This is a genomic window from Caulobacter sp. NIBR2454 (assembly GCF_027474405.1).
In the GTDB taxonomy this organism is placed as follows: Bacteria; Pseudomonadota; Alphaproteobacteria; order Caulobacterales; family Caulobacteraceae; genus Caulobacter.
This window is the reverse complement of the sequence record NZ_CP114871.1, coordinates 660,229-676,345: the sequence shown is the minus strand read 5'-3', so window position 1 is coordinate 676,345 and position 16,117 is coordinate 660,229. Positions and strand designations below refer to the sequence as shown.

Here is a 16,117-nt window from a genome sequence, read left to right as displayed (position 1 = left end):
AGGTCATTCATGACAGCGTTGAGGTCTTCGTACATGCCCCTGCAAAGGCAACCTGCACATCCACGGCTCGGCGAGTTGATCTCGCGGTTCGTCCGCGACTCCTACCCAAGGGACACCGCCAAGCATGTCGCCCGCCGCTGGGGCGTCAGCGCCACGACGGCGGCGAATGTCGTCAAAGGCCACGTCAGCATCCCCACCCTGACGAAGGCCCTCGCAGCTGAAGGCTGGGGCTTCTGGGACAAAATCGGGGCCGCCGTGACCGGTGAGACCTACGCCCAGTTCGAGGAGCGGGCGCTCCTTACCGTCATCGAAAAGGCCGATCATGCACGTAGCAAACTGGGTGAGGCGCGCGCGCGCCGCGCGGCTCTTGATCCTGAACTGTGGCTCCATCCTGGAAGCTAGACTTGGATGGTGGCTGATCAAGGACGGCGAGGCTGAAAGCGCTCGTGGTGAGCGTCTGCTGAACCGCGCAAAAGCTCGCATCCAGCGTCTTCGCGAGAAGCGGGGCGACCAGTGAGCGCCATTTCAAGAAACGCCGTTTCGCCGGACTTCGACGCCGGTCTCTACGCGGTGGAATCCGAGGACGCCGCGCTCGGCGCAATGATGGCCTACTACAGCGTCTGCCAGGATGCTGCAGGCCGTCTGAAGGATGGCTTCTTCAGCCATCCCATGAAGGACCGCCTATGCGCTCTGATCAAGGCGCGGGGCGACCGGGGCGATCCAACGGCCCCCATGTTCATCCGCGATGACATGGGCGCAGACCCGGACTTCGTAGCCTGGGGCGGTTACGACTCGCTGTTCCAGCTCTACTCCGACGCCTACGCGGTGGGGATCGACCATCACGTCGAGGCCATTTGCGATCGGGCTCAGCGGCGTGCGCTTCACGGCCTCTGCTCCGATGTCACCCATCTGGCGCTGGACACAGCCGCCGGCACCGCCGCCGCAGCGCTTTCAACCCTTGAAGCCGGGGCGGCGAAGATCGCCCAGGGGAGCTCGACGAAGGAAGCTTGGCGCACGGGCGGCGATGTCGTCCGGGCCGCCATCCAGACCGCGACTTCCCGCGATGGGAGGATGGAGTTCACCACGGGACTGTCGGAGGTCGATGACCTGATCGGCGGTTTCAACCGCGGGGAGCTGACCATCATTGGCGGGCGGCCGGGCATGGCTAAGAGCTTGGTCGCTAGTCAAATCCTCAAGGCCAACGCCAGCCGGGGCAAAGGCACCTGCTTCATGTCCTTGGAAATGGGCGAGGAGCCGCTCGGCCTTCGCCTCGCCTGCGACGTCGCGTTCCGGCCGCTCTACTACAACGACCAGCCTTCCACGCCGTCCTACGATATGGCGCGCAAGAACATGCTGCGACCCGAGCAATGGGCGCAGCTGGACGAAGCGGCCACGATTATCGACGAGTGGCCCATGCTTCTCGATACCCGGCCCGGTCTCACCCTGGCCCAGATCGAGGCCTGCGTGCGGCGCCAGCATCGCAAGTGGGAGCAGCGGGGCATTGATCCCGGTCCGCTGCTGATCGACCATATGGGCAAGATCAAGCCTGAGAAGGAGCGCCAGGGCAGCAAGCACGCCGAGGTGGCGGACGTCTCAAATGGGCTCGCCGCCATGGCCAAGCGCCTGGACGTGCCGGTCATCACGCTCTGCCAATTGAACCGGGGCGTTGAAGGTCGCGATGATAAGCGGCCGCAACTGTCTGACCTGCGCCAAGCCGGGGAGATCGAGGAGGACGCCCGCATGGTCATCTTCCTCTATAGGCCGGAGTACTATTACCGCCCGCCGATGGACAAGGATGCAGAAGGGCCTGCCGAGAAGGCGGAGCGCGAGACGAAGTACGAGCGAAACCGCAGGAAGCTCTTCTGGCTGGTTGAGAAGAACAGCAACGGCCCCATCGGCATGAAGGAGACCTTCTGCGAGGTCGCCTGCGCCGCTGTTCGTGACGCGGGGAGCCTGCGATGAGCGAGCTTCCTCCTCCTATGACGCCGGCGGACTGCGACCTTCGCGGCCTGCCATTCATGCCCTTGGATGTTGTTCGGCTGCTCGACAGCGACCTGTTCGCGCTCACGTCCGGCGACGAGTTCAAGGCCGCCGTGGCGCTGTGGTGCAAAAGCTGGAACCAGAAACCCGCCGCATCACTGCCGGAGGACGACCGTATCCTCGCGAAGTTTGTCAGTCTGTCCGTCAAGGACTGGGCGAAAGTTCGCGACGCGGCACTGCGCGGCTGGGTCAAATGTAACGACGGCCGCCTCTATCACGATGTCGTCGCTGAGAAGGCCCTGGAGGCCTGGGAGGAGCGCCAACACCATCAAGCTGACCGAGAGGGCGTCAAAGAACGCAAGCGGCGGGAGCGCGAGGAGCGCAAGGCGCTGTTCGCCGACCTCCGCGCCGCCGGAAAAACCGCCCCCTGGGACACGAAGATGGCAGACCTGCGAGCGATGGTCGCGAACCTGGAACCGCGACCAGTCACAACACCTGTCACGCAACCTGTCACGCAACCTGTCACGGTGACAGGTCACACCCCGGTCACGGCTATAGAAGGGACAGGGACAGTAAGTAAGAGTTCCGGAGATAAATCTCCGGAGCGGGCCGACCCGCTCGTCGATCCCGAAAAGTTCGCCTGGGACAGCGCCGTCCGCCTGCTCATCGAACGAGGTCAGATGGCTGAGCGGGGCGCCAGGGCGTTCTTCGGCAAGCTGCTGAGCGAGAACGGGCTATCGGGCCGCGACCTGGCCCCTGCCCTCACCCAGGCCGCCGTAAGCGGGACCCAGGACCCGGCGGCTTACCTCCGCAAGGCCGCGGCCGGCGTGGCCAGCCGACGCACCACGACGGCCAAGCCTCAGCCTAACCCGCTGAACTGGGACGAGGAGACTTGGCGCAAGGCGTGCCAGCTCTACGACCGTGACGGGTCTTGGGAGACCAAGATGGGGCCGCCGCCTGGGGCCCGCGGCTGCATCGTCCCCGAACACGTCCTCGCCGCTCGAACGAAGGGAGCCGCCTGATGCCCCGCAAGAAGCCCAAGTCCCCTGAGCAAATCGCCGCCGAGAAAGCCATCAAGGCTGCCAAGGAGCGAGCCCAGGACTTCGAGGCCGTTGGCCTGGCGCCCGACCAGTCAGCGCTGGCGGCGAATTCTGACGTCTTGGTCCACCGCACTGATGCCAAGACTTTCATTCGAGCCCGGCGCATGGACGCCTTCGAGGCTCTCCGCCGTCCGAACGACAACGGGGCCTACAACGCCAGCCGACGCCTTGAGCAGGACATGATGATCCGCATGGACCTACATGACCGAGGACGCCCGTTGGAACGCGTAGACGGTGAGCGGAAGACGGACCGAACCGACGCGATCTGCGACGCAGCGAAGAGGGTGAATGCCGTACTCAACCTGATAGGGCGCCGCGACGGGTGGTTGCTGACTGAGCTGATTGCGCCCAGCGCCAGCCTGAACTTGTCGGCGGGAACCTGGCGGGATGTAGTTGCCTACGTCACTGGGGAGGAGAACGGCCACGCTCAGGCGGCTGTCGTTCGATCGGCACAGGCTAACCTCGCAGCGGCGTATCAGACTGTCGACGGCGTCATGACATCACGAGTAGCTTGCTAGCGGGAGGACGTGACGATGACGAAGACTGAGTTGGTCGATATCACCGGGCAGAGCCTGGTGGACGTGCTCGACGGTCTCGCTAAAGAGGCGCGCCTGCAGGGCGGGCGGCTGATATACTGGGACGACTACGACATCATCCAGGATCGACATTGGCTCCGCTATGGCTTTTTGCCCCAGAGCCAGGCTCTGCTACCGGAGCGCTACCGCGTTTACGAGGGCTAGCGTTGACGAATCGGGGAGCCACCTGCAATTTCCGTAAATAGACGCTAGCACCGCTGCGACAGACGGCCCGCCCATCCCTGATCGGCGGGCCTTTCTGCGTCTAAACACCCCAGCAAACGCTCCCAACAGGAGGCCACCATGCCGACCGAGCAACGCCGCTTGCGCTGCGCCCGCCCCACCGGCCAGACCGTCCACGTCATCGAAACTGAGTTCTTCACAGAGCATCGTCCGAACAACGGACCCGCCCAGTTCATCCCCGGCCGCATAGAGTGGGCGCTTGTGGATGGTTCATCCGTGAATAAGATGCGTGACGGGCGCTTTGAAGTCGTGCAGACCGGCGAAATCCTCACGCCAGCTTGACCACGTACGCGGATTAGGCGACAAAACCTAGTCGGCGCAGTTGCGTCGTGAGAGCCCCGGCCAGAAATGGCGCGGGGCTTTCGCATTTCTGGGTTTTCCCAGACCTGTCCCAACCCCTCGGCGTCGTTATGGCCTTTCGACGCTGGGGGCGAGGGCCGCCCGCTCTACGACAGCGAGCCCCTTATGATCAATATTGAGGACATGGAGGCGACAGCCCGCGGCAACGCGATGGCTGCGAAGCGCCACGGTTACGCCCTTGAAACGGCCGGCCCCTGCTCGATCCGCGTGTCGTGCCGCAACGACGGCGACCGCTTCCGCTACTTCGTCAACAACGTCCAGGTGAAGCGCATCGCCGCCGCCTGGGCCCTCGCCGGCGACTTCCTCCGGGAGGCCAGCGCCGCTAGCGGCCGCTACCTCGTCGGGCCCCGCCCAAGCTATTCAGGGGCCGTCGGTCAGCGTGCGGCCCGGTTCACGCCGAGTAGTTCCGCGCTGCGGGCATCACCGTACAGCAGCGACCAGACGTGATCCCCGGGCTCCCCTGCTACCCAGCTGCCAGGGAGCGTTTCAACACGTGGCGACACTTCCGGGCTGATCAGCAAGATTGATCGCTCATGGTCAATGTCGCGAATGAACAGCGCGAACTTCGCGCTCACTGAGCGCTCAACAGCAGCCTTCGCCAAATGCAGGTCGCTGACGCGCTCTTGCACCGTTGAGATCGTAGGGTCCCCGAAAGGGAATTCAGATTGCATCCAGGTCATGCCGCAAACTCTGCGTGCAAGTCCTCGGAAGCGCAAGCGGTTGGGCCGATTGGCCACCGCACACCAAGGAGTCCGCCATGGCCACTGTCGGTCAGAAGCTCACCAAGAACGCCGCCAACCGGGTCAGCAAGTCCTTCCCGATCGCCGTGACGGCTGTGACGAACACCGACTTCGTGTTCGATATCCCCGCCGGTGCCATCGACGTCGAGTTCACCACCTTCACCACGACGGCCTTCGGTGCTGTCACCGATGCTCAGATCACCATCGGCAACGTGGCGGGCGGCGCTCAGTACGTGGCTGCGACCACTATCAAGGCGGTCGGCCGCAAGGCTCACGCCCTGGTCGACGCCGCTGCGGCCGCTCTGCTGTCGTTCCCCGGCCAGGCCTTCGTTCGCGTCGCGCAGTCGGGCGGCAACAGCGCCACGGGCGCGGCGACCCTCGTCGTCTCTTACAGCCTGCCGACCTCGTGAGCGTAGAATCCTGGGGCGGCCTGCGCTAAGCTCCATCTATCGGGACGGTCGCCTCTCAACGATGCGCCGTTCAGGTTTAGTCGTACGGATGACCCTGACCGTCCAGCAGAGCGGCCCTTCTGCTAAGATTTCTCGCGGGTCCCAGTAGGACTGGTGAGTTGGGCGAGCTAGACGCCCTTCCCATCGGCGCAGGTTCAATCCTGCCACCCGCTCCATCGCCTCGTAGCTCAGGTGGCAGAGTAACCCCCACTGGCGCAGCAGCGCCGACTGGGGCGGTCGCTGGTTCAAGTCCAGCCGAGACGATCCCCTTTCGCCCTCACGGGCTGCCCCCTTCACCTCTCCCCCATGTACGGCGCCGCGGCAAAGGCTGGCGGGAGGGAGGAACACGGCGGCCCTGCAGCGGCACAGCCTGGCCAGCTTCAACCGGCCCTACGCAACCCCGAGGTTCAACCCATGGCTCTCAACGAAAAGCACCTGCGCTTCGTCGAGGAATATCTCGTCGACCTGAATGCGACACAGGCAGCTATTCGCGCCGGATACAGCCCCAAGACGGCCTATTCGCAGGGCCAGCGGCTGTTGAAGTATGCTGAAGTCGCCGCTGCCGTCGCCAAAGCCCAGGAAGAGCGCGCAGAGCGGACGAAAGTCACAGCCGACCGCGTGCTGACCGAGCTTGCCAAGATTGGGTTCAGCGACATCCGCCGGGCCATGAAGTGGGGAAGCCGGTTCGTCGAGCGGCCCGAGGACGACACGCCCGAAGGCGAGCGCCTTGAGGAGCAATCCCATGGCGGGGCGCTGAAGCGCCGCAAGGCTGGCGACGATGGTAGCGATGCATTCTACGTCACCACGGTCGAGATGCGCGACAGCAGCGAGTTGGACGACGACACCGCCGCAGCGATTTCCGAGGTCAGCCAGACCAAGGAGGGCGTGCGCCTCAAGCTGCACGACAAGCGAGCGGCGCTGGTCGACATCGGCAAGCACCTGGGCATGTTCACCGACAAGGTGGAGCACTCGGGCGGCTTGAAGATTGAGATCGACCCGCTTCAATCCGTCATGGACGAGGTGTCTGGTGCAGGCCGACCGAAGCCCGGCGGATAACCTCAAGGACCAGCTCTGGCGGCTCAACAATCTGTATTGGATCACCAACAAGCGTGGTGAGAAGATCCGGTTCACGCTGAACGAGGCGCAGGCCTCGCTACTGCGCGATCAGCACTACCTGAACATCATCCTGAAGGCCCGGCAGCTGGGCTTCACGACGTTCATCCAAATCTACATCCTCGATATCTGTGTGTTCTACCCGGACACCAGGGCCGGGGTGATCGCCCACACTCGCGACGACGCCGAGGCGATCTTCCGCGACAAGATCAAGTTCGCTTACGACAACCTGCCGGCGGCGATCCGCGCCAAGGTGCCCATCGAGAAGAGCAACACCACCACCTTGGAATTGGCGAACAACAGCCTGATCCGGGTCGGCACGTCGCTTCGAAGCGGCACCTTTCAGTACCTGCACGTCTCCGAGTTCGGGAAAATCTGCGCCCGGTATCCAGAGAAGGCGCGCGAGATCGTCACCGGCGCCTTGAACGCCATCGAGGCGGGCCAGATGGCCTGGATCGAGAGCACGGCCGAAGGGCAAGAGGGGCGCTTCTACGAACTGGTGGAAGAGGCGCAATCGAAGGCGCGCCTGGGCACCACGCTCACCCCCCTCGACTGGAAGTTTCACTTCTACGCTTGGTGGGAAGAGCCGACCTACACGATGGACCCGCGGGGCGTGGCGATCCCGCCAAAGCTCGATCGGTATTTCCGGGAACTAGAGCCTGAAATCGGCGTCCGCCTGACCCCTGGTCAGAAGGCCTGGTACGCCAAGAAGGCCGAGGTTCAGAAGGACGACATGAAGCGCGAGTTTCCGTCGACACCCAAGGAGGCGTTCGAAGCTTCCGTCGAGGGCGCCTACTACGGCGCTCAGATGGCTGCCGCCGAGACCGAAGGGCGGATTGGCCGCGTTCCGTATGAGCCGACCCTGCGAGTGGAGACTTGGTGGGACCTCGGTATGTCCGACGCCATGTCGATCTGGTTCGTCCAGCGTTTCCGCCGCGAGATCCGGGTCATCGACTACTACGAGGCGTCGGGCGAGGGCCTGGCCCACTACGCCAAGCACCTTAGCGAGAAGCCCTACACCTACAGCCGCCACATCGGCCCTCATGACAGCCGCGTCCGCGAACTGGGCACTGGGGTCAGCCGGGTCGAGACCGCCGAGAGCCTTGGTGTGCGGCCTTGGGAAGTGGCGCCGAAGCTTGATGTGGCCGACGGCATCGATGCTGTCCGCAATCTTCTGGCCCGCTGCTGGTTTGATGCCGAGAAGTGCGCCGATGGCATCAAGGCGCTGAAGAACTACCGCAAGGAATGGGACGAGCACCGCGGCGTGTGGCTTTCGAGGCCCCGCCACGACTGGGCATCTCACGGCGCCGACGCCTTCCGCACGGGGAGCGTGTCGCCTGAGCCGGCGAACCACCAGCCTTCCCGCCTCGAAATGCCCGACTTCGGCGTCGCCTAGGAGATCCGATGGACCTGACCGACGAAGAACTGCTCGGCCTGGTAGGCGATGAGGCGAAACGCTCCATCGGCTTCGACTACGACCATGAGCTGACGACCCAGCGCGAGCGGGCTCTGAACTACCGCAAGGGCGTGATGCCCGACCTCAAGGCGCTGCCCAACCGCTCGAAGGCGGTCAGCACCGACGTGGCCGACGCGATCGAAACAATTCTGCCGGACCTGATCGAGATCTTCACCGGCGGCGACGACGTTGTGTCGTTCCAGCCTGTCGGTCCCGAGGACGAAGAGGGCGCCGAGCAAGAGACCGACTACACCCGGCACGTCTTTTTCCAGCGCAACAACGGCTGGCTGAACCTGTACACGGCGTTCAAGGACGCCTGCGAGGCCAAGACCGGCATCCTGACCTGGGCCTGGGAAGAGGGCGAGGCCGAGAAACCCGAGACCTTCGACGACAAGGTCGAGGCCGAAGCGAACGTCATCATGGTCGAGGCCGAGGAGCGCGGCGGGACTGTCGAGCGCACGGCCAATGAAGACGGCACGATCAATCTGACTGTGACCTGGCCCAAGAAGGGGCGGGTGAAGATTTACGCCGTGGCTCCCGAGGACTTCACGGTCGCCAAGGACACAACGCTGGACCTCCAGGCCGCGACCTACTGCGCCATGCGTTCCCGCATCCGGGCACAGCAACTAATCGCCGACGGCATGGACCGTGAGGCGGTCGAGCGGATTCCCGCCTATGGCGCCAGCCGCGACGAGCAGATCGACCGCGCCCGCGACACGGCCGGCGAGGATGACGAGACGGGCCACGGCGGCCAGGGCGACATGCGCCTGGTCGAAATCGTCGTTCACTACATCCGCCGCGCCGATGAAGACGGCACGCTGCGCATCTGGCGCGTCGTCACCGGCGGCGAGGACACCGTCTTGCTGGACAAGCACGAGGTCGATCAGATCCCGTTCTCGGTCTTCACGCCCTACATCGTCACCCACCGGCTGCACGGTGAGAGCGTCGCCGACAAATTGATGGAGGTGCAGAAGATCCGCACCGCCCTGCTGCGCATGTTCCTCGACAGCGGCTATTTCGCCCTGAACCAGCGCTATGAGGTCGGCTCCGACCACTCCAACGACTGGACGGTGCAGGATCTGCTGCGCAACGAGCCAGGCGTTCCCGTCCGCTCCAAGACCGGCACGGCTGTTCGCGCCATCTCCGCCGGCGCTCTGAACTTCGATCCAGTCCAGGCCTTGGAGTACATGGCCACGGTCTCGGAGCAGCGCACCGGCATCGTGCGCAACGCTCAGGGCTTGAACCCCGACACGCTGCATGACACCGCCACCGGCGCCGCCGCGCTGATGCAGGCGGCCCAGAAGCGCATCAAACTGATCGCCCGCAGCTTTGCCGAGACCGGCCTGAAGCCTGCCTTCCTGGGCATCCATGCCCTTATCCGCAAGCACGCCACGGCTGGAGACAAATTCCAGCTGCGCCAGAAGTGGGTCGACGTGAAGCCCACGAACTGGGGCACGCGCAACGACATGACCATCGAGGTCGGCAACGGAGCGTCGGGCGTCGCGCAGGAACTGCAGGTGCTGGGCAACATCCTTGGCGCCCAGAAGGAACTGGTGGCCATGCAGGGTGGGGTGCAAGGCCCGTTCGTCAACGCTGCGAACCTGCACCACACTTTGACCCGCTACGTCGAGAAGTCGGGCCAGAAGAACCCGAACCTCTACTTCAGCGACCCGAACGCGCCGCCAGATCCTAGCGCACCGCAGCCCGAGCCCAAGCCTGACCCAGAGATGATGAAGCTCCAGGCTCAGCAGGAGGCCGAGCAGGCCAAGACCGCTGGCCAGCTTCAGCTGCAACGCGAGAAGAACGCGGCCGAGATCGAACTTCAGCGCGAAAAGCTGGCTATGGAGGCCGAGGCCGAGCGCGAGAATATGCGCCACAAGCATGTGCTCGAGATGGAGCAGCTGCGGGAAGAACTGGCCATGGAGCGCGAGAAGCTGCGCGCCCAGCTGGCGACCCAGCGCGAGGTCGAGTTGATCAAGGCCGCCAACCAGCACAACGCGAACCTGGCCAAGTTGAACACCAGCGTTTCGCAGGTTGAGGCAGGGGGGCAGCCCGGATGAACCAGAACGAAGCCGACCACCAGGCCGTCGCCCGGGGCCGCCGGGCCGCTACCGAACTGACCGAGACCGGTAAGGCGTTCGCGGACCTCAAGGCCGCGACCTTGGCCCGGATGATCGCCACCCCGCCCGAGCGCGAGGCGACCATCCTGAAACTGCACATGGTGCTGAACACCATCGACACCGTCGAGCAGGCCGTCCGTGCGGTCGTCTCCGATGGTGTCTTCGCCGAGCAGGCCCTTGCGGCCGCCGGCCTCACGCGGCCTGTCGACTAGGCCAATCCAGAAGGTGACCGATGAAAGCTAGCTCCGCCTTGTTCGCGGGCGCCTCTCCGCGCGCCATGTTCGCCTCGATGGCCAGCACCAATGTGCTGCTGCGCGGTCCTCAGGTGGCCTATGCGCCTGAAGACGATACCGGCGCCGCGCCGCCCTCCGATGGCCCGCTGTCCTTCGACGAGGCTGTGGCGGCTGTCCGCGGTGCTCCCGAGGTGATCGAGGACGAGCCGAAACCGGTCAAGAAGGCCCAGCCGGCCCCGGCCGCTGCGGCGGAGACCGATGAAGATGATGACGCCGGCGCCCAGGTTGGCGAAGGCGATGAAGAACCAGAGGGCGCGGCCAGTGTGCCCGAGGACGCCGAGGAAGGGGACGAAACCCCCGCCGACGGCGAGGAAGCGGAGGAAGGTGACGAGGCCGTCGAGCTGAAGGAACCTCCGAAGTACTGGACCAAGGAAGCCAAGGCCGAGTTCGCCAAGTTGCCGCCCGCCCTGCAAGAGGTCGTTCTTGCCCAGGAAGGGCCACGCGAGGAAGCCGCCGCCAAGGCTAAGGAAGAAGCCAAGAAAGTCCGCGAGACCGCCGACGCCGAGATCGCCAAGGTCACGGCACTCGGAGAGGCTCTGAGTGATTTCCTCCCCACCGCCGTCGCGCGGTACAACAATAAGTGGAAGGACGTCGATTGGGCCGCGACGCACGAGCAACTAGGCGCTGACAAAACCCTGAAGCTCCGCCTCCAGATGGAGGAGGAAACTCATGAACTGGAACAGCTGCAGGCCGCACAGGCCGAAGCCAACCAGACCGCACGCCTCGCTGCCCGCCGCGCCGACTTCGAGTTCCTGAAGACCAACGCGCCCCACCTGGCCGACGAAAAGACCGGCCCGGCAAAGCGTAAGGAAATCGTCGAATACGCGGTCAAGGCTTTCGGCCTCGACCCGGCTGCTGCTGCTGGAGCCAGCGCGATCAACTTCATCCTGGCCGAAAAGGCCATGCTGTACGACCGCGCCCAGGCCGCCGCCGCCAAGAAGCCCAAACCCGCCCCTGCGCCTGCCAAGCCCGCGGTTCGCCCGTCGGGCACGCCAGAGCGCACCTCGCAGCAACGCAGCGTCGAACAGCACGCGGCCCGTCTGAACAAGACCGGCTCCGTCGACGACGCCGTGGCGCTGCTCAAAGCACAACGGAGGGCCTGATGGCCGCACCTACGAATACCCTGACGGGGGAGACCCCGAACAACGGCGCTCGCGAAGACCTCGAGAACGTCATCTATCGTGTCGCCGCCGAGGAGACCCCGTTCTCCTCGAACATCGGCACCACCAAGGCCACTGCCATCACCCATGACTGGCAGACCGAGAGCCTGGCCACGCCGGACGCCACCAACGCCCAGCTGGAAGGCGACGACGTTTCGACGCTCGACGCCCCCAACCTGACCACCCGGGTCAAGAATATCTGCCAGATCTTCCGTAAGACCGGCGGCGTTTCTCGTACCCAGGGCGTCGTGAAGCTGGCTGGCCGCGACGATGAGCTCGACCGCCAGAAGGTGCTGAAGGGCATCGAACTGCGTCGGGACATGGAAGCGCGCTTCATCGGCAACTTCGCCTCGGTGGAAGAAGCCGGCGCCACGACCCGCAAGTCGGCCGGCGCTCTGGCCTTCGTGACCAGCAACGACAACCGCGGCGCCGGTGGCGCTGACGGCGGCTACAACACCGGCACTGGCCTGGTGGCTGCGGCCACCAACGGCACTCAGCGTGCTTTCGCTGAAAGCCAGATCAAGGCGGTGCGGGCCACGTCGTTCTCGAACGGCGGCAAGGCGACGCAGGCCTACATGTCGGGCCCGCTGAAGCAACAGTTCAGCGCCTTCACCGGCATCGCCGACATCCGCAAGGACGTGAAGGGAAACAACCAGGCGACCATCATCGCCGCCGCTGACGTCTACGTCGACGACTTCGGCGAACTGGTGCTGATCCCGCACGCCTACGGCCTGACCCGCGACGTCTTGCTGATCGACCCGAAGATGTTCGCGGTCGCGACGCTCGACGGCGTGAAGTCGACCGCGCTCGGCAAGTCCGGCGACAGCGACAAGTTCATGCTGACCGCTGAAAAGACGCTGGTCTGCCGCAACCAGGCGGCTTCCGGCGCCGTGGCCGACCTGCTGGCCGCCTAAACCACGCTGCCGCCTCCCTGGCGGCGTGACACCTGGGGCCGCCCTGAACCGGCGGCCCCTTCTTTCCATCCCCATCACCATCCCGAAGGAGGTCCCCATGGACCCGAACCTGCTGACCAGCGGGAGCGCCGCGGCTGCTGCCGCCGCTTCCGGCGAAGCCACGGCCCAGACGACCGGGCAGGCCGCCGCCACCACGGACGTCACCGAGCCCGCCAAGCCGGTGAAGAAGAAAGCCGCCACCACGGACGTCACCGCTCTCGACCGCGACGAGTTGGTGGCCCGCGCAGCCAAGCAGGCCGACAAGTCAGTCGTCGCCCAGGGCAGCATCAAGCAGGTGGTCGTGCGCGTCCTGAAGAAGGGCGCCGGCAAGATCAGCACCGGCCAGCATGTGCCGGGCGTTGGTGAAGTCCACTACGAGTTCGGCGAGACCTTCAGCGTCGGTGAAGACACCGCCCTGGACCTCGAAGAGCGCGGCTTCGCGGAGATTCAGTAGGATGTCGGACGCTCCCGTCGGCTTCGAGCACTTCTTCACCTCGTCATACGGCATCCACCACTCGCGCCGTGTGAACGGCGATGGGAGCGTTTCCTATGCGGCGTCCCAGGACGTCGAAGCCATCCTCGACCACAACAAGAAGCTGGCGACCGAAAACGACGGTTGGAACAAGACGCGCGACATGCGCCGCGTCGCCTCCATCCCGATCATGCTGCTGATGAAGTGGCAGGCGGAAGAGGGCTGGGACGCCTTCGATCCGCACAACGCCGACCGCCTCGCCAAGAAGCTCAACGATCCCGATTACGCCCACCTGCGCACCGCGCCGGGCCGCATCGGGTACACGAACGGGGTCATGCGATAATGAGCCTGGCGACCTACACCGAACTGCAGGCGTCGGTCGCCCGGTGGCTGCGACGCAGCGATCTCGGAGCCGAAATCCCCGATTTCATCACCAACACCGAGGCGCAGTTCAATCGCCGCCTGCGGGTGCGCAAGATGATCGGCCGGGCCACGGCCACGATCAGCGACGAGTTCAGCGCCTTGCCGGCCGACTTTGCCGGCGTGCGGTCCTTCATCATCACCAGCCCCAAGAGCGACCTTCAATACGTCACGCCCGATCAGATGGACCGACTGTGGCTGACCGAAGAGCCAGTTGGCGGGCCGCCTACCTGCTACACGGTGGTCGGCGACGAGTTTCAGTTCTTCCCCGCACCGACATCCGGCTCGTGGACGGCGCGCTTGACCTACTACAAGCGCGTGACGCCGCTGTCCGACGCCGCGCCGACGAACTGGATGCTGGCCCAGAACCCCGACATCTACCTCTACGGCGCGCTGCTCCAGTCGGCGCCGTACCTGAAGGCCGATGATCGGATCCAGACTTGGTCCACCCTCTATCTGGCCGCGCTGGAAGACCTCGACCGAGCCGACACCTTCGAAGAGACCGGCGCGACGCTGGTCCCGATCCCCAGCGGGGTCGTTTGACATGAGCGCCCTCTATGACCGCGTGAAGGTCGCCACGGCGACGCAGGGCCTGGGCCCGATCACGCCGGGTGCCGCCGCCTCGTCGGCCTTCTACGACTTCAGCGCGGTCACGCCCGGCGACACGGTCCAGTTCGTCATTGAGGATGGCTTCGACGGCGCCGGCCGGCCATCCCGCGCTGCGGTCTGCACGGGCGTCTGGGACGGCACGACGCTTTCGCGCATGACCGAGGCGAGCACGACCGGTTCGCCGCTCAATCTCTCCGGCGCGGCGGCGCTCTTCGTCGCCCCTTCTGCCGCATATCTGTCAGACCTCTACGCCCAATTGGAGGCGATCGGAGACATCTCGGCGGCCGTGGCTGCCGCAGAGGACGCAGCAGAAGACGCCGCTGCATCCGCGGCGTCGATCAATCCGGCCAATTTCCAGGCCGTCAGCGCAAAGGGTCAGGTCAACGGATACGCGCCGCTCGACAGCGATGCCAAGTTGGCCACGACCTATCTGCCCGACGCGATCCTCGGCGCCCTGAACTATCGAGGCACATGGAACGCATCGACCAACACGCCGGCCATCCCGGCAGCGGCAGCGGGCAATAAGGGTCACTACTACGTCGTCAGCGTCGCCGGCTCGACCAGCATCGGTGGTTTCAGCGACTGGGAGGTGGGCGACTGGCTCGTCTCCAGCGGCTCGGCCTGGGGCAAGGTCGACAACTCTGACAAGGTCTCGTCGGTCGCGGGCAAAACCGGCGTCGTCACCCTCGTGAAGGGTGACGTTGGCCTTGGCAACGTCCAGAACGTCGATCAGACCAACGCCGATAATCTGGCGTCCGGCACCGTCGCCGCGGCGCGCGGTGGGGCGATCGGCAAGCAAGCGCTCTGGATTCCCGCCGGCGCGAGGTACGGGCGCACCACCAACGGCCCAGGCTCTGGCTCTGTCGAGACCACGACCAACAAGGTCATGCTCAGGACCCAGGATTTCGACCCGACCACCCAGGAGTTCGCGCAGTTTCAGGTGCGGATGCCAAAGTCGTGGAACGAGGGGACGATCAGCTTTGTCCCGGTCTGGTCCCACGCTGCGACCACGACCAACTTCGGCGTGGTGTTCGGTCTGCAGGCTGTGGCGCTGAGCAATGACGATGCGGCCGACACGGCGTTCGGCACTGCTCAGACCTCGACCGACACCGGCGGAACGACCAACGACATCTACATGGGTCCGGAAAGCGCGGCGGTCACCGTGGCCGGCTCTCCAGCCGCTGAGGATCTGGTCATCTTCCAGGTCTACCGTGACCCGGCCAACGGCTCCGACACAATGGCCGTCGACGCCCGTCTGCACGGCATCACCCTGTTCATCACGACCGACACCGGGAACGACGCCTAATGCTGCACCTGCAGCGAGATGTCGGGTTCTGGGCTGGGGGCGACGAGAGCGGACCGCTCCTTTTCGACCTCATCGGGACTGACGCCGTCACAAGCCTGGGCGGTCGGCGGCTCACTAAGACGACGAGCAACAACTACGCCACCGGGCGCTCGGCCAGGGGGCGAAGTGCCGGGAAGTGGTATTTCGAGGCGGTGAAGTCGGCGGGGCCCGTGGGCTCCAGTTCCGGCGCGATCATCGGGCTTTGTCAGGCTTCGCAGAACCTCGGCAGCAATCCTTCAGCAGCCCTCCTGGGGCTGAGCGGGCCCAGCTACGGCTACGCCTCATGGAACGGCTTCATCTACTTCAACGGCAACCAGATGGTCGCTGGATCGACTTGGTCCGACCGCGTCGGCTGTGCGGTGGACCTCACGGCCAAGAAGATTTGGTTCCACAACGGGGGCACCTGGCAATTCGCCGGCAGTAACCCGGCCACGGGTGCCGGTGGCACGAACCTTGATCCGAGCGTCTTCGACCTGCCGATGTTCGCCGCGTGCGGCGTCTATGCCGTTTCGCCCGCCGACTCGATGGACTTCATCCAAGCTGGCTCTGAGCTCTACAAGCCGGCCGGCTTCCTCTCTTGGTGATCTGAATGTTCGCCTTCTCGCCGGTCGGGGCCCTCCCGCTTAGCAGCTTGGGGGATAGCCCCCCCTTGCTCGGCGGCGGCTGGGTTAGCGACCAAGACACCCCTGAAAACTGGGCGCCCCAGAGCGCCACGTCAGAGACGTGGAC

The 16,117-nt window shown here is 65.0% G+C and carries 19 protein-coding genes and 1 tRNA gene; all 20 read left to right on the top strand.

Translation table 11 applies throughout. From position 1 onward, the window contains the following. Nucleotides 1–9 precede the first annotated feature (9 nt). The 20 genes from O5K31_RS03255 (at nucleotide 10) to O5K31_RS03160 (ending at nucleotide 15,972) form a co-directional block, all read left to right on the top strand. Complete coding sequence (locus tag O5K31_RS03255; RefSeq protein WP_269715796.1) at nucleotides 10–402, top strand: hypothetical protein; 393 nt, start codon at nucleotides 10–12, stop codon at nucleotides 400–402. Nucleotides 403–513: 111 nt separating this feature from the next. Then, complete coding sequence (locus O5K31_RS03250; protein ID WP_269715794.1) at nucleotides 514–1,962, top strand: replicative DNA helicase; 1,449 nt, start codon at nucleotides 514–516, stop codon at nucleotides 1,960–1,962. After that, nucleotides 1,959–3,002, top strand: coding sequence for a DUF1376 domain-containing protein (locus O5K31_RS03245; protein ID WP_269715792.1), 1,044 nt, complete (start codon nucleotides 1,959–1,961; stop codon nucleotides 3,000–3,002). The genes O5K31_RS03250 and O5K31_RS03245 overlap by 4 nt, the downstream gene beginning before the upstream one ends. Beyond that, on the top strand, nucleotides 3,002–3,598 hold the full coding sequence (locus O5K31_RS03240) for a hypothetical protein (protein ID WP_269715790.1): 597 nt from the start codon (nucleotides 3,002–3,004) through the stop codon (nucleotides 3,596–3,598). Before O5K31_RS03245 ends, O5K31_RS03240 begins: the two co-directional genes overlap by 1 nt. A 15-nt stretch (nucleotides 3,599–3,613) precedes the next feature. Beyond that, nucleotides 3,614–3,820 carry a hypothetical protein gene (locus tag O5K31_RS03235; protein ID WP_269715788.1) on the top strand — a complete coding sequence of 69 codons (207 nt, stop codon included), beginning with the start codon at nucleotides 3,614–3,616 and terminating at the stop codon, nucleotides 3,818–3,820. A gap of 138 nt (nucleotides 3,821–3,958) precedes the next feature. Beyond that, complete coding sequence (locus O5K31_RS03230) at nucleotides 3,959–4,180, top strand: hypothetical protein (RefSeq protein WP_269715786.1); 222 nt, start codon at nucleotides 3,959–3,961, stop codon at nucleotides 4,178–4,180. A gap of 183 nt (nucleotides 4,181–4,363) precedes the next feature. Further along, the gene (locus tag O5K31_RS03225) at nucleotides 4,364–4,705 is read left to right on the top strand and encodes a hypothetical protein (RefSeq protein ID WP_269715784.1); all 342 of its coding nucleotides are present in this window, start codon (nucleotides 4,364–4,366) and stop codon (nucleotides 4,703–4,705) included. 310 nt (nucleotides 4,706–5,015) lie between these two features. After that, the gene (locus tag O5K31_RS03220) at nucleotides 5,016–5,408 is read left to right on the top strand and encodes a hypothetical protein (protein ID WP_269715782.1); all 393 of its coding nucleotides are present in this window, start codon (nucleotides 5,016–5,018) and stop codon (nucleotides 5,406–5,408) included. A gap of 216 nt (nucleotides 5,409–5,624) precedes the next feature. Further along, nucleotides 5,625–5,711 (top strand) — tRNA-OTHER (locus O5K31_RS03215). Nucleotides 5,712–5,861: 150 nt separating this feature from the next. Then, a complete protein-coding gene (locus O5K31_RS03210) occupies nucleotides 5,862–6,503 on the top strand; it encodes a terminase small subunit (protein WP_269715780.1) in 642 nt (213 codons plus the stop codon). Beyond that, nucleotides 6,475–7,956, top strand: a complete 1,482-nt coding sequence (locus O5K31_RS03205) for a hypothetical protein (protein ID WP_269715778.1) — start codon at nucleotides 6,475–6,477, stop codon at nucleotides 7,954–7,956. The genes O5K31_RS03210 and O5K31_RS03205 overlap by 29 nt, the downstream gene beginning before the upstream one ends. A gap of 8 nt (nucleotides 7,957–7,964) precedes the next feature. Then, complete coding sequence (locus tag O5K31_RS03200) at nucleotides 7,965–10,076, top strand: portal protein (RefSeq protein ID WP_269715776.1); 2,112 nt, start codon at nucleotides 7,965–7,967, stop codon at nucleotides 10,074–10,076. Beyond that, nucleotides 10,073–10,348, top strand: a complete 276-nt coding sequence (locus O5K31_RS03195) for a hypothetical protein (RefSeq protein ID WP_269715774.1) — start codon at nucleotides 10,073–10,075, stop codon at nucleotides 10,346–10,348. The genes O5K31_RS03200 and O5K31_RS03195 overlap by 4 nt, the downstream gene beginning before the upstream one ends. Before the next feature lie 20 nt (nucleotides 10,349–10,368). Next, nucleotides 10,369–11,532: a hypothetical protein gene (locus O5K31_RS03190; protein WP_269715772.1), complete on the top strand. Its 1,164-nt coding sequence runs from the start codon at nucleotides 10,369–10,371 to the stop codon at nucleotides 11,530–11,532. Beyond that, complete coding sequence (locus O5K31_RS03185; RefSeq protein ID WP_269715770.1) at nucleotides 11,532–12,503, top strand: SU10 major capsid protein; 972 nt, start codon at nucleotides 11,532–11,534, stop codon at nucleotides 12,501–12,503. Before O5K31_RS03190 ends, O5K31_RS03185 begins: the two co-directional genes overlap by 1 nt. A gap of 97 nt (nucleotides 12,504–12,600) precedes the next feature. Next, nucleotides 12,601–12,996 (top strand): hypothetical protein, encoded by a 396-nt coding sequence (locus tag O5K31_RS03180; protein WP_269715768.1) that lies wholly within the window; start codon nucleotides 12,601–12,603, stop codon nucleotides 12,994–12,996. A gap of 1 nt (nucleotide 12,997) precedes the next feature. Further along, complete coding sequence (locus O5K31_RS03175) at nucleotides 12,998–13,357, top strand: hypothetical protein (RefSeq protein ID WP_269715766.1); 360 nt, start codon at nucleotides 12,998–13,000, stop codon at nucleotides 13,355–13,357. Beyond that, the gene (locus O5K31_RS03170) at nucleotides 13,357–13,977 is read left to right on the top strand and encodes a phage adaptor protein (RefSeq protein ID WP_269715764.1); all 621 of its coding nucleotides are present in this window, start codon (nucleotides 13,357–13,359) and stop codon (nucleotides 13,975–13,977) included. Before O5K31_RS03175 ends, O5K31_RS03170 begins: the two co-directional genes overlap by 1 nt. Nucleotide 13,978: 1 nt before the next feature. After that, nucleotides 13,979–15,349, top strand: a complete 1,371-nt coding sequence (locus O5K31_RS03165) for a hypothetical protein (RefSeq protein WP_269715762.1) — start codon at nucleotides 13,979–13,981, stop codon at nucleotides 15,347–15,349. Then, a complete protein-coding gene (locus O5K31_RS03160; RefSeq protein WP_269715760.1) occupies nucleotides 15,349–15,972 on the top strand; it encodes an SPRY domain-containing protein in 624 nt (207 codons plus the stop codon). The genes O5K31_RS03165 and O5K31_RS03160 overlap by 1 nt, the downstream gene beginning before the upstream one ends. Nucleotides 15,973–16,117 lie beyond the last annotated feature (145 nt).